This window comes from Lysobacter sp. A378 (assembly GCF_054052125.1).
The window spans coordinates 849295-862580 of record NZ_JBSVRK010000001.1 but is presented as its reverse complement, the minus strand read 5'-3'; the positions used below and the strand labels follow the sequence as shown (position 1 = coordinate 862580).

Annotated in this window: 13 protein-coding genes and 3 pseudogenes; 4 read left to right on the top strand and 12 right to left on the bottom strand. The window is 64.7% G+C overall.

The features are described 5' to 3' along the window. Window positions 1-67: 67 nt before the first annotated feature. From ACW7G1_RS03840 to nudE, 7 genes are all read right to left on the bottom strand, one after another. On the bottom strand, window positions 68-787 hold the full coding sequence (locus tag ACW7G1_RS03840) for a TerC family protein (protein ID WP_456978422.1): 720 nt from the start codon (window positions 785-787) through the stop codon (window positions 68-70). 45 nt (window positions 788-832) lie between these two features. Next, window positions 833-1213: a diacylglycerol kinase gene (locus tag ACW7G1_RS03835; protein ID WP_456978421.1), complete on the bottom strand. Its 381-nt coding sequence runs from the start codon at window positions 1211-1213 to the stop codon at window positions 833-835. Window positions 1214-1464: 251 nt separating this feature from the next. Beyond that, window positions 1465-2424, bottom strand: a complete 960-nt coding sequence (locus ACW7G1_RS03830; protein ID WP_456978838.1) for an isoaspartyl peptidase/L-asparaginase family protein — start codon at window positions 2422-2424, stop codon at window positions 1465-1467. 108 nt (window positions 2425-2532) lie between these two features. Continuing rightward, entirely contained in the window at window positions 2533-3837 is a 1305-nt protein-coding gene (locus ACW7G1_RS03825; RefSeq protein ID WP_456978420.1) for a sensor histidine kinase, read from the bottom strand. 1 nt (window position 3838) lies between these two features. Next, window positions 3839-4549, bottom strand: coding sequence for a response regulator transcription factor (locus tag ACW7G1_RS03820; protein ID WP_456962293.1), 711 nt, complete (start codon window positions 4547-4549; stop codon window positions 3839-3841). A 76-nt stretch (window positions 4550-4625) separates the two neighbouring features. Further along, window positions 4626-5432, bottom strand: a complete 807-nt coding sequence (cysQ, locus tag ACW7G1_RS03815) for a 3'(2'),5'-bisphosphate nucleotidase CysQ (RefSeq protein WP_456978419.1) — start codon at window positions 5430-5432, stop codon at window positions 4626-4628. Then, window positions 5429-5977 (bottom strand): ADP compounds hydrolase NudE, encoded by a 549-nt coding sequence (nudE, locus tag ACW7G1_RS03810; protein WP_456978418.1) that lies wholly within the window; start codon window positions 5975-5977, stop codon window positions 5429-5431. Before nudE ends, cysQ begins: the two co-directional genes overlap by 4 nt. Before the next feature lie 80 nt (window positions 5978-6057). Here nudE and bioA point away from each other — a divergent pair, with 80 nt between their 5' ends. Beyond that, window positions 6058-7473 carry an adenosylmethionine--8-amino-7-oxononanoate transaminase gene (gene bioA, locus ACW7G1_RS03805; protein WP_456978417.1) on the top strand — a complete coding sequence of 472 codons (1416 nt, stop codon included), beginning with the start codon at window positions 6058-6060 and terminating at the stop codon, window positions 7471-7473. Further along, window positions 7464-8210, top strand: a complete 747-nt coding sequence (locus ACW7G1_RS03800; RefSeq protein WP_456978415.1) for a 16S rRNA (uracil(1498)-N(3))-methyltransferase — start codon at window positions 7464-7466, stop codon at window positions 8208-8210. Before bioA ends, ACW7G1_RS03800 begins: the two co-directional genes overlap by 10 nt. A gap of 32 nt (window positions 8211-8242) precedes the next feature. On the opposite strand, the gene ACW7G1_RS03795 is transcribed toward ACW7G1_RS03800, so the two are convergent. From ACW7G1_RS03795 to ACW7G1_RS03780, 4 genes are all read right to left on the bottom strand, one after another. Beyond that, entirely contained in the window at window positions 8243-8686 is a 444-nt protein-coding gene (locus tag ACW7G1_RS03795; RefSeq protein ID WP_456978414.1) for a chemotaxis protein CheW, read from the bottom strand. A gap of 91 nt (window positions 8687-8777) precedes the next feature. Further along, window positions 8778-10016 carry a chemotaxis protein CheB gene (locus ACW7G1_RS03790; protein ID WP_456978413.1) on the bottom strand — a complete coding sequence of 413 codons (1239 nt, stop codon included), beginning with the start codon at window positions 10014-10016 and terminating at the stop codon, window positions 8778-8780. Further along, entirely contained in the window at window positions 10006-12435 is a 2430-nt protein-coding gene (locus ACW7G1_RS03785; protein WP_456978412.1) for a response regulator, read from the bottom strand. Before ACW7G1_RS03785 ends, ACW7G1_RS03790 begins: the two co-directional genes overlap by 11 nt. Window positions 12436-12455: 20 nt before the next feature. Next, window positions 12456-12815, bottom strand: coding sequence for a pentapeptide repeat-containing protein (locus tag ACW7G1_RS03780; RefSeq protein WP_456978837.1), 360 nt, complete (start codon window positions 12813-12815; stop codon window positions 12456-12458). Between ACW7G1_RS03780 and ACW7G1_RS03775 the strand changes: the two are divergent. Then, window positions 12720-12932 (top strand): annotated as a pseudogene (locus ACW7G1_RS03775) (pentapeptide repeat-containing protein); the annotation flags it as partial. The gene ACW7G1_RS03780 and the pseudogene ACW7G1_RS03775 overlap by 96 nt on opposite strands. Here the strand turns inward: ACW7G1_RS03775 and ACW7G1_RS03770 are convergent. Then, window positions 12843-13025: pseudogene (locus tag ACW7G1_RS03770) on the bottom strand (pentapeptide repeat-containing protein); the annotation flags it as partial. The pseudogenes ACW7G1_RS03775 and ACW7G1_RS03770 overlap by 90 nt on opposite strands. Window positions 13026-13082: 57 nt before the next feature. Between ACW7G1_RS03770 and ACW7G1_RS03765 the strand changes: the two are divergent. Continuing rightward, window positions 13083-13286, top strand: a pseudogene (locus ACW7G1_RS03765) (pentapeptide repeat-containing protein); the annotation flags it as partial.

The window sequence follows — 13286 nt, the reverse complement described above, 5'->3', positions numbered from 1 at the left end:
GACGATGGTCGGCATTGCACCACCGCCGACCGCACCATGCAATAGACGCCGGGTGAAGAGGGCTCGCCTAGTGGTGCAGTTGCTGCCTGGCGGCGCGACGCTTGGCCGCCAGGTTCAACACCTCGACCAGTGCCGAGAACCCCATGGCTCCATAGATGTAGCCTTTGGAGATATGCAACCCGAAGCCTTCCAGGATCAGGTAGACGCCGATCAGCACGATGAACGCCAATGCCAGCATCTTGACCGTAGGGTTGCGATCGATGAAGCGTCCCAGCGGCGTGGCGGCCGCCAACATCACCACCACGGCCAACAGGATCGCGCAGACCATGATCCAGGTCTGGTTGGCCATGCCGACCGCCGCAATCACCGAGTCCAGCGAAAACACGATATCGATCACGGCAATCTGCGCCAGCACCATCCCGAACGAGACCGCCGGCTTGGTGTGGACGTCCTCCGACTCGGGCTCGCCACGGATCGACTCACGGATCTCCATAATGCCCTTGATCAACAAGAACACGCCGCCCAGGATCAACACCAGGTCGCGTACTGAAATACCCCGGCCAAACAGCTCAAACAGATCGCTGGTCAGTCCGGCCAACCATGCCAGGACCAGCAACAGGCAGATACGACTGAGACAGGCGACCGCGATGCCGATCTTGCGCGCTCGCTCTCGGGTTTCCACCGGCAACCGGCTGACCGCGATCGAAATAAACACCAGGTTATCGATGCCCAGCACGATCTCGATCGAGCTCAGCGTAATCAGGGTGATCCAGACTTCAGGATCCATCAGCATCTCAGGCACGCGTGTGTCCCATGTCAGTTGAATAAAGAATCAGAACCATCTCGGCCCGACGATCAGCGCCCAGGTCAGTGCCACGTTCAGCATCAGCACGAATACCGCAGCCGAACCCATGTCCTTGGCCCGACCCGACAGCTCGTGGAATTGCGCTCCATAGCGTTCGATCACTGCCTCGATCGCCGAATTGAGCAGTTCGACACTCAACACCAGCAGCATTGACCCGATCAGCAACACCTGCTCGACGGGCGTCTGGCCCAGCCACCAGCCCAGCGGAGCGAGCACCACGAACAGACAGACTTCCAGACGGAACGAGGACTCATGCAGCCACGCCGCAGCAATCCCCTGCAACGACCACCTGGCTGCTTTCAGCACGCGGCCGGGACCGCGTGGCAGATGGCCGATCTGATCAGCCATCTCAGTGACGTTGCCCGTGAATCGAGGTCTCGCGGATCAGCATGGGGTCGGCATCAGTAGGGGCTTGGTCATCCAGGGAGCCATTCGCGGAAGTTCACCCGAAAATTTCCGGGTAGACGCAACCAAGGCCACGCCAGACCGCCAATTTTGCCACAACAATCGCGGTAACGCCGGCCTGGAACCCGCCGCCCCCCCGTACACGACCTGCCGACACACGGCTCCCGACGTGCGGTAGTGGCGGTCACCAGGCCCTAGTCCTCGAAAATCGCAATGCCACGACTTCCGTCAGGCTTGATCCAGGCGCGGTACATGGTCCCGGTGTTGAACGGCATCGCAATATTGCCTTCGCTATCAAGTGCGATCGCGCCGCCGTCACCGCCAGCGGCGGGGACGATCCGGTTGACGACCTCTTCAGACGCTTCGGCCAGCGAGTCGCCGCGGTAGGCAACGCGCGCGCAGATATCGTGGGCGACCGCATTGCGGATATAGAACTCACCCCAACCGGTACCGGACACGCCGCAATTGTCGTCGGCCCAGGTGCCGGCACCAATGATCGGGGCGTCACCGATCCGCCCCCACTTCTTGTTGGTCATGCCACCGGTACTGGTCGCCGCGGCGATGTGGCCGTGCTGATCCAGAGCGACCGCACCGACCGTGCCGAAGTACTGCCCCGGCGTGTCGTCGCCGACCGCAGCCTGCGCCTTTTCAAGTGCGCGTCGACGGTGTTCGGTGTCGAACCAGTCATTGGACACCCGCTCGATCCCGGGCTGCGTGTCAGCAAAAGCTTCGGCGCCCTCACCGGCCAGCATCACGTGCTTGCTGTGCTCCATCACCGCTCGCGCCAGGTTGATCGGATGGCGCACGGTGGTCACGCCGGCAACCGCCCCGGCGCGTCGGGTGTGGCCCTCCATGATCGACGCATCCAGCTCATGGCCACCTTGCGCGTTGAATACCGCGCCCTTACCGGCGTTGAAGCGTGGGGAGTCTTCCAGCACCTGGATCGCCGTTTGGACCGCATCCAGCGCGGTGCCCCCGGCCGCGAGAACCCCGTGACCCGCATCCAGCGCCCGGCCAAGGTCGGCCCGCGCCGCCTTCTCGTCATCAGCGCTGAGTGACTGCCGTGGCACGTAACCGGCGCCGCCGTGGATCACCAGCGCGGTCCTGGATGTGATCCCGGTCTCCGCCGCGGGCTGTTGTGCGTGGACGTTCATGGCGGTCAACGCGAGCAGCAGGACGGGTGCGAAGAAAAGTGGGCGCATGGTCGGCTCCGTGGTATCAGGCGCCGAGGATAGCGCGACCCGACCGCCTGTCCCACCGGGCTAGCCGAGAAACCGGATGGTCGCAGTAGTGCCCTGTCCCGGCAGGCTGCCCAGGCTCACCGGCCAACCCATGCGTTCGCCGAGCCGGCGCGCGATCGACAGCCCCATGCCTCGCCCGCCATCGCCCGAAGCATCGTGCCGATAGAACGGCTCGAACGCCTTGGCCATGGTTTGCGCGTCCATGCCGATGCCGCTATCGCGCACCTCCACGCTGGCCGCCTCCAGCCGCACCTCGATGTTGCCGTGATCGGTGAACTGGACGGCGTTGCTGAGCAGGTTGCCCACCATCACCGCCAACACGTGCGGCGGACCGAATAATTGCGGCCCGCCGTTGTCGACCAGCTCGATCGCGACCGGCTTGTCGCGAAGCATGGGACGGATGCGCTCCACTTGTTCCTGGACGATGTCGCGCACATCGAACTGGATGCTTTGTGGCGCCACGTCGGCTTCGCGCGCCAGGATCAGGAATGCATCGATCACGGCCTCCATGTCACGTCCGGCCCTCTGCACGCGGGCCAGCGAACGCAATGTCGTTGGGTGGGTATCCGGATCACCGAGCATCATGTCGGTCGCCACCCGGATCACCGTCAACGGTGTGCGCAGCTCGTGGCTGGCGTCGCGGGTAAAGTCACGCTCGCGCTCGACGAAATCCGCTACCCGGTCGGCCAAACCGACCAGCGCGCGTGACAGTTCGCGTACTTCGCTGCCCGCTTCGACCGGCAGGTTGTGGGGCTTGATCAGGCTGGCGTCGGGGTCGCGCGGGTCCCAGCGCGTTACCACGTTGGCCAGCCAACCGACCGGAGCCACCAGTCGCTTGGACGTGCGGTAGGTCAGCCACGACACCAGGTAGGTCACCAGCAACGACAGGATCAACGACACCAGCCCGGTAAGGCCGATGGCGCGATCAATGTGGTCCGTCTGGAATACCAGGTAGAAGCTGCCTTGCGGGCGGCGATCAACCAGCACCTCTTCGAACTGCTCCGGAGCGCCGGGCACCGCGATCCGGTACCGACCCGGCGCCAACTCGCGCAGATACCGGGGCGCGGTGCGGTCGCCCGGAGCGGCCGGATCGACATACCCCGCCATGGTGGAGGTCCGCGGTAATGGAAATGCCGGGCTCGCCGCCCGGCCTACCCAGAACATGTCGGCCTCGTGCTGCATCCGCTTATCCAGGATGGTGTCGCGCACGGCAATACCGGTCAGCACCACGCCTGCGGTGATGACGATGCTGGCCACGACGGCCTGCAGGATGAAGGCCAGCTTGATTCGGCGTGGCAGGCCTTCGGTCACGGCAACTTTTGCCATGTCATTCCGGCTGTTGCGAGATATCCGCCACCCGATAACCTGCCGATTGCACCGTATGCAGCAATTGCTTGTCGAACGGCTTGTCGATTGTCTTGCGCAGGTTGTACAGGTGGCTCCTTAAGGTATCGGAGTCAGGCAGCCCGTTGCCCCATATCTCGCGCTCGATCTCCTGGCGGCTTACCACGCGGGGCGATTCACGCATCAGGATCGTCAGCAGGCGCAGCCCGATGGGCGATAACTGCAGCTCGCTGCCACCGCGGGTCACTCTCAAGCTGGCCGGATCCAGCACCAGATCGGCCACCTTCAACACCTCGCCGCCCACCTGGCGACGATCACGGCGGATCAACGCGCGCAAACGCGCCTCCAGCTCCTGGATCGCGAACGGTTTGGTCAGGTAGTCATCGGCGCCGGAGGACAACCCCTTGAGTTTCTCGTCCAGGGTGTCGCGTGCGGTCAACATCAAGACCGGCGTCGACTTGCGCGCTTCTTCGCGCAAGCGCTTGCAGACCTCGATCCCGTCCAGGCGCGGCAACATCAGGTCGAGCACGATCACGTCGTAGCTGTTCTCAGCCGCAAGCCGGTAGCCGTCCAGCCCGTCGGCGGCAAAATCCACCTCGAAGCCGCGACCTTCCAGGTATTCGCCCACCATCTCGGAAATATTGCGGTTGTCCTCCACGATGAGGACCAACCCTCCATCCTGCGTACCCTGCATGAGTCGCTCCTGTCTTCAGTTTTGTGAAGACTGCCGACCGGCGCGTAGACGTTTCGTGAAGATCACCCGCCGAAGCTCAACCGTCGCTGCCGGCCCACTGGCGCCATGGCAACGCGGTATCGCCAAGTGCGATGAACGCCCCGTTGAGCAACGTATCGCGTTGGTTATAGCGAAACGGCCGGCCCTTCAGGTCGACCACACCACCACCCGCGCCTTCCAACACCGTCTGCCCGGCGGCAGTGTCCCATTCGCACGTGGGGCCAAAACGCGGATAGACGTCGATCGCACCCTCGGCCAAACGGCAGAATTTCAGTGACGATCCCAGGCCAACCGGCTCCACCGGCCCCATGCGTTCGATGAACGTCGCGGTACGTTGGTCGCGATGGGACCGGCTGGCGGCAACCCGCAGTGGTGCCGTCGCGGGGCGGCGTACATGCAGGGGCTGGTCGATGCCATCGTCGCCGCGCTTGAACGCGCCCAACCCGCCGCCGCCATGCCACACCGCCCCGGAGGTGGGTGCCTGGACCACGCCCCAGGTCGCCACCCCATGTTTGATCAGCGCGATGTTCACACTGAACTCACCATTGCGCTTGACGAACTCGCGGGTGCCATCCAACGGGTCCACCAGCCACAGGCGCGACCAGCGCAGACGCTCGGTCGCCGGGAGCTGCTTTGATTCTTCCGACAGCACCGGTATGTCCGGGGTCAATCGGGTCAACCCGGCCACGATGCAGTGATGGGCGGCGAGGTCGGCGGCGGTCAATGGCGATTGGTCCGCTTTGTGATCGACCACGAACGAGCTCCGGTAAACGTCCAGGATGCGGGTCGCGGCGGCCTGCGCAACGGCAATCACTGCTTCGCGCAGATCCTGATCAATGCTCATCCGTGCATCCTCAGCCATTCCCGGGCGATGAACAATGCGGCGATGCTGCGGCCTTCGGAAAAATCGTCGCGAAGGATCAGCTCGTGCAACGAGTCGATCTTCCACGGCACCAGTTCCAACGGTTCCGGCTCATCGCCTGCCAGGCGCTCGGGATACAGGTCGCGCGCGAGCACCAGATGGGTCGCATGGCTCATGTAGGTCGGAGCCAGGGTCAACTGGCGCAGCACGGTCAACGACCGCGCGCCGTACCCGGCCTCCTCCTTCAACTCGCGGTCGGCCGCCTGCACCGGCACCTCGCCTGCGTCGATCCGCCCCTTGACCAGACCCAGCTCGTAGCGATGCACACCGGCGGCGTACTCGCGCACCAGCAATACGGTGTCCGCATCGAGCATCGGCACCACCACGACCGCGCCGTGGCCGCGACCGTGCAGGCGCTGGAAGCGTCGCCGCTCTCCGTTGCTGAATTCCAGGTCGAGGTGTTCAAGCCGGTACGGCCCGCTGTCGTCTTCCTCGATGCCATGGATGACCGGCAGCTTTCTGGTCATGGCGTGACGCCCGTGACAGAAACCGGACTCGCCGGAAGCGCGATAATGGATGAATGAAGGGTAAGACTCACGATACAACGATGCTAGCAGAGCGCGAAGTCGGCAAGGGCAACTCCGCAGACGATGCCGGGACTTGGCGCGCTCGCGATCTGGCGGTCTTGTGGCACCCGTGCACGCAGATGCGCGAGCACCCCGACACCTTGCCCTTACTCGCCATAGAGCGCGGCGAGGGACCGTGGCTGATCGGTCGCGACGGCCGTCGTTACCTGGACGCCGGTAGCAGTTGGTGGACCAATCTGTTCGGCCATGCCGAGCCACGCCTGGCGGCCGCCATCGCCACGCAGGCCAGCACCCTGGCGCATGTGATTCTGGCCGGATGCTCCCATGCCCCCGCAGTGGAGCTGGCCGAACGGCTGCTTGCCCTGGCGCCACGCGAGCCCGGCCGGCCCCCGATGACCAAGGTGTTCTATGCCGACAACGGCTCGTCCGGCGTCGAGGTCGCGCTGAAAATGGCATTCCACTGGTTCCGCAACCGCGGCGAACTGCGGCGGACCAAGTTCGCCGCACTGGAAGGCGGTTACCACGGCGAGACCCTCGGCGCCCTCGCCGTCGGCGACGTGCCGCTGTATCGGCGCGTCTATGCGCCGTTGTTGACCGAGGCGGTGTTCGCGCCCTCACCCGATGCCTACCTGGCACGACCCGGGCAAAGCGCGGCCAGCCACGCTGAAGATGCCGCCGACGCGCTCGCCCGGCTGCTCGATCACCATGCCGGCGAGATCTGTGCATTGATCCTGGAGCCACGGGTGCAATGCGCCGGTGGCATGCGCATGCACGACCCGATCTACCTGGCGCGAGCACGCGAGCTGTGCGACGTGCACGGGATATTCCTGATTGCCGATGAAGTCGCGGTCGGCTTTGGCCGTACCGGAACCATGTTTGCCTGCGAGCAGGCCGGCATTGCACCGGACCTGATGTGCCTGTCGAAAGGCCTGACCGGTGGCACCATGCCATTGGCGGCCGTGCTGGCGACCCAGGAGTTGTACGACGGCTTCCTGGATGACTCGCGTGAGCGCGCATTCCTGCATTCGCACAGCTATACCGGCAATCCACTTGGCTGCGCCGCGGCGCTGGCCACGCTGGACATCTTCGCGTCCGATGACGTGATCGCACGCAACCAGGTCACGGCTGCGCGCATGGCGGAGCTTGCGGCCCCACTGGGCGAGCACCCTCACGTCGCCGACCTGCGCCAGGCCGGGATGATCGTTGCTTTCGAATTGACCAGGAACGGCAACAAGGCCACCCCGTTCGATCCCGCGGCACGCATCGGCTTACGCACTTACCGCGCCGCACTCGACCGCGGGGTATTGCTGCGCCCGCTGGGCGACATCCTCTATTGGATGCCGCCATACACCGTGGACGAGGAAGCTTTGCAACTGCTGGCCAACACCACCCGTGAGGTCATTGATCAGGCCATAGCGGAGGCCGGATGCGCCTGACCCGCGTATATGTCGACCAGCCCCTGTTGCCGGGGACCGACCTGGCGCTGCCGGAAGGCCCCGCCGTGCATCTGGCGCGGGTGTTGCGCCTTGGCGTCGGTGATGCGTGCACGTTGTTCAACGGAGACGGACACGACTACCCGGCACGCGTCGTCGCAGTGGGCAAGCGCCAGTTGCGGGTATTGATTGGCGAGGCCCGAACGGTGACGTGCGAGTCACCGCTGCGGATCATCCTGCTGCAAGGCATCGCGCGCGGCGAAAAGATGGACCTGATCATGCAGAAAGCGACCGAGCTTGGCGTGGCAGGGATCCACCCGATCATCTCCCAGCGCAGCGAGGTCAAGCTCGATCAGGCACGTGCGGAAAAACGCTTGGCGCATTGGTCCGCGGTAGTCATCGCCGCCTGCGAGCAGAGCGGCCGCGCGGTGGTGCCGGTGGTGGCCCCACCCGTAGCGCTGGCCGATGCCTTGGGCGCACTGTGCGCCGATGACCGGCGCAGGCTGGTCCTTGATCCTGACGGTCCGCTTGCTTTTTCCAGGATTGAACTCGACAGCGACCAGACCCTGGTACTTGCGATCGGGCCGGAAGGCGGGTGGTCAGACAATGACCAGCAGCAGTTCGCTCAGGCGGACTTCCAGGGCCTACGCCTGGGGCCGCGAATCCTGCGTACTGAAACTGCCGGCCTGGCTACGATCGCCGCACTCCAGGCCCGCTTCGGCGATCTGTCCGGCACCTGAAGGGATCACCGATGCAGTGACGGTGCGCCAGCTCATGCGGCCTGGTTGCGCGCCAGCGTCTCGGCGATCAGCGATTCGACCGCTGCCAGATCCGGCACGTAGGCTTCATCTTCGTTGAGCTTTACCCGCGCCTGCACCATTGCCGGCAGCGCATCGTCGGCAGAAACTTCCAGATTGGTTCGCGACACCGTCACCAAACGGGGAAACCCCTGGCTGAGGATCGCGAAATAGGGCGTTTTCGTGACCCCGGCCAGCGCTTTCAGGACCAGCACTTTGCTGCTGAGCCCGCCTTGCTCGTGCGCCACACCGGCAAGCGTCGAGAAACCAATCAGGGGCACCTGCCAGCCACGCCAGCGGGTCAGGCCGATCAACCAGTCCGGCGCCTCTTCCAGCGGCTCGGGTGGAGCAAAAGACATCACCTCGGCGATGGTGGCGTTGGGCAGCAGCAGGCGCGCACCAGCGATCTGGATCAACACCCCACGAACGTCCTGATCGATGTCCTCATCCCGGGACGGGTCAATGGCGAGGGTAGCTTTTACGCGAGAGTGTTTCGACATATCGGATTCCTCAGGACGGCCAGCGCCGCGACAGCCTCACGGCAAGTTCCGCCGGCGGCGCAACGTCACCACCACGCGCGACCAGCGCATTGGACGCGTCCGCGTCATAACACCCATCCGCGGCCTGCCCCGCCACCAGGGCGCCGGCCCAGCCGTGGTTCAAGACCGCGTCGACCTGGGAGGCATCACTGCCGCTCAACAACAATATGGCGCTGTCCGACGATGGCATGGACGCGATCAGGTCCCCTTCCTGGTTGAAGCGGATCCCGCTATCGCTGACATCCACGCCGATCAAGTCGGGCAGGATGTAGACGATCCCGGCATGGGCAAACTGACCGGGTTCGGCAAGCCGCACCGGCAACGCGGTCGCACGCTGCATCTGCGCGACCAGCTTGTCGTAACGCGAACCGGCCAGATGCTGCTGGACCAGTATCGGCCGCGGGAAGCCTTCCGCTATCCCACCCAATAACTGCCGGACCGCATCGGGGCCTCCCAGTCCCGCAAGCACCAGCACCGCGCCACGTGCCTGCTCGGCCCCGGTGACGGGCGTGTCATCGACCAGCTCAAGGCCGGAGATCCGCCGTTCCAGGTCACCCAGGTCACGCTGGAACCGGTCTTTGATGGTCGACTCATTGGCCACTTCAAGTGTCACGGATCCGTCGTCGAGACTCAGCTCTGCCGGACGCTCGTTCACGCCGGCCCGGTCCGGTGCAGGCACCGCCACCGGGATATCTGCAATTTCCGCAAGCACCGGATCGAACTGGTCTGACAGATTCAGCCCTTCCGGCTGTGCCGGCTGTGCCGGCAGTGCCGGCTGTTGCGTGAGAACTGTCGACGCGACATCGGCCGCGACCGCCACGTCGACGGATGCGGGCACTTCCATCTCGCCGGGCTCGGTACCCGCCGGCAACACGTCACCGTGCCGTTGCAGCTTGGCGATCAGGTGGCGTTGCCAACGCGCGACCTCCCAGCCATCGCGGTTGCCAGCCAACTCGGCTTCCTCGTAGATCACCTCGACATCGGAATCAAACAGCACCGCATCGAACCGGTCCAGCGCATCCTCTGTCGACGGGTCCAACGCCACCAGCACCACCTTCGGCGCAGCATCGTTCAAAGTTGCCGGGTCAAGATCCACCGGATCGCCTTCCAACACGCATTCCAGGCCGGCCAGGCCCAGTACTTCACGCAGGCGATCACACGCCAACCCGGGACTGGCCAACAGTGCCGCCCGCAGCGATTCACCCGTCATGGCGCACTTCGATCCCGAGCAGCTCATAGACATTGCGCATCAGTTCGGGTTCCTGGTAAGGCTTGCCGAGGTAGCGATCGACCCCGATATCCATCGCGCGCTGGCGATGCTTGTCCCCGGTGCGCGAGGTGATCATCACGATCGGGATGTCTTTCAACCGTGGATCGGCCTTCATGTGGGTCGCCAGCTCATAACCGTCCATGCGTGGCATCTCGATGTCCAGCAACATCAGGTCCGGCACGACATCGGCCATCCGCTCCAGCGCGTCGACGCCGTCTTTTGCCGTGGCCACCTCGAAGTTGTGCCGTTCCAGGACACGGCCACTGACCTTGCGCATGGTCACCGAGTCATCCACCACCATCACCAGCGGCACCGAGCGCGCTTCCACTACTTCCGTCACGTTGCCGGAGTAGTCGGCAGGCAACGCCGCCTGACGGCGCACCAACGGAGCGATATCGAGGATTACCACGACGCTGCCGTCGCCCATGATGGTCGCGCCGAAGATGCCAGGCAGCGAAGCCACCTGCGGCCCAACGGGCTTGACCACGATTTCCCGGTTGCCGATGACCTGGTCGACCAGCACCGCAACCCGCAGGTCGCCGGAGCGAACCAGCAACAGCGGCATCTGCAACTGGCCTTCCGCCTTCGCCGGGCCGTGGCCCGACAGCTGACCGAGGTCGTGGACCACGTAGTCCTCGCCACCGTAACGGTAGGTGGTATCGCGTGGCTGGCCAGCGGCGTCGACCAGTTCCTCGCGCGCGATGCGGGATACACCGCGGATCGATGCGATCGGCACCGCGAAGTTGACCTCGCCAATCTTGACGAACACCGCCTGGGTGACCGCCAGCGTCTGCGGCAGGCGCAGGACGAAGGTGGTGCCCTTGCCGGACTCCGACTGGATGTCAAGGGTCCCGCCCAGCTGCCGGACCTCGTTGGCAACCACGTCCATGCCGACGCCGCGTCCGGACAGGCGGCTGACAGAATCCGCAGTCGAGAAGCCCGGTTCAAGAATCAGCGCATCAAGGTCGAAATTGCTCAGCACTGCATCGCTGCGGACCAGCCCGCGTTCCTCGCCGCGGCGACGGATGCTCGCCCGATCCAGCCCACGACCGTCGTCGGCGATCTCCAGCACCACTTCCGATCCTTCGCGGCGGATCAGGATATGGACGGTGCCTTCTTCAGGCTTGCCGGCTTGCTTGCGCTCCGCCGGCGTTTCCAGCCCGTGCGCGATGGCATTGCGCAGCATGTGCTCCAGTGGCGCGGTCATGCGTTCCAGCACGTTGCGATCCAGCTCGCCGCTGGAGCCGTCCAGCTTCAGCAACACCTGCTTGCCGAGCTCACCGGAGGCCTGGCGGATCACGCGCCGCAGGCGTGGCAGCAGGCCATCGAAGGGCACCATGCGGGTGCGCATGAGGCCTTCCTGAAGGTCTGAACTGACCCGCGACTGCTGCAGCAACAAGGTTTCGTATTGACGCGTCAGGTCGTCCAGGGTGAGCTGCAGGCTGCCCTGATCGGCGGCCGATTCCGACAGCGCCCGTGAGAGCTGCTGCAAGGTGGAGAAACGATCCAGTTCGAGTGGATCGAAAACCGAGTCACCCTCTTCGGCCTCACGTTGATAGCGGGCAACGATCTGCGCCTCGGTCTCCATCTCCAGCCGGCGCAGCTGGTCACGCATACGGGTATTGGTTGCCGCCATTTCCGAGATGGCACCGCGGAACGCGCCCAGTTGCTGTTCCAACCGAGCCCGGTAGATCGCCACTTCACCGGCGTAGTTGACCAGGCGGTCAAGCAGGTCGGCGCGAATACGCACCTGCTCCTGCGGCGCGCGCACGACGATATCGTCATCGTCGTCTTGCTGCTGGTCATCAATGGGCGCCGACAACGGCGCAAGCGTCGCACTGGTGGTGCTGGCGGGCGCTTCTGCCTGGGGCGCCGTCGCCGCCGTGTCGCTACCCCGCTCCACAACGACGACTGCCGCATCCGTGCTTTCGCCGCGTGAACGCGCTTCAAATTCGGCGATCAACAGGTCCGGCATCGCGATGGCGCGACCTCCGCCGACCCGGGTGACCATCGCGTGCAGGCGGTCGAACCCGCGCTCCAGCAACGGCACGCCATCGCTGCCGAGTTCACGGCGCTGTTCGACCACCGCTTCCAGCAGCGATTCCATGACATGGCCAAGTTCGCCAACGGCCATGATCCCGGCCATTCGTGCACCGCCCTTGAGCGTATGCAGGTCGCGTTGCAAGCCGACCAGCGGCTCGCGTTCCTCGGGGCGGTCACGCAATGTCGCCAACAAGGAGTCGGCATGGTCGAGCAGGTCAATGCCTTCTTCGACGAAGATATCGACCAGTTCGGGATCAAGATCGGTCAGGTCCAGATCCTGGTCGGGATCCTCGATCCGGCTGATGGCATCAAGCAATGCCGCGGTTTCATCGGGCTTCACCACCCGCAAACCATCAACCGCCTGGTCTGCCAGCTCGTCGTTTGGCAGCGCTTCCTGACCCGACGCCGCCACGGCGGAATGAGACGACTCGACCTCTGGGTTGATGATCTCGACCGCTGTTGCGGGGGCCGCGCTTCCACCAGCCGCCTCGGTGGCTTGCTGTGCGTATTCGATTTCGAGGGCGGCGTACTCTGCCGCTTCCTCCCCTTCGATCCGCTCGGCTTCGATCCGCTCAGCTTCGATCCGCTCAGCTTCGATCCGCTCAGCTTCGATCCGCTCAGCTTCGATCCGCTCAGCTTCGATCCGCTCAGCTTCGATCCGCTCAGCTTCGATCCGCTCAGCTTCGACCCGCTCAGCTTCGATCCGCTCAGCTTCGATCCGCTCAGCTTCGATCCGCTCAGCTTCGATCCGCTCAGCTTCGATCCGCTCAGCTTCGATCCGCTCGGCTTCGATCCGTTCGGCTTCGATCCGCTCGACTTCGATCCGCTCGGCTTCGATCCGCTCGGCTTCGATCCGCTCGGCTCCGATCCGCTCAGCCTCGATCCGCTCAGCCTCGATCCGCTCAGCCTCGATCCGCTCGGCTTCGATCCGCTCGGCTTCGATCCGCTCGGCTTCGGTCCGCTCGGCTTCGGTCCGCTCGGCTTCGGTCCGCTCGGCTTCGGTCCGCTCGCCTTCGACCCGCTCGCCTTCGATCCGCTCGGCTTCGATCCGCTCGGCTTCGATCCGCTCGGCTTCGATCCGCTCGGCTTCGATCCGCTCGGCTTCGATCCGCTCGGCTTCGATCCGCTCGGCTTCGATCCGCTCGGCTTCGATCCGCTCGGCTTCGA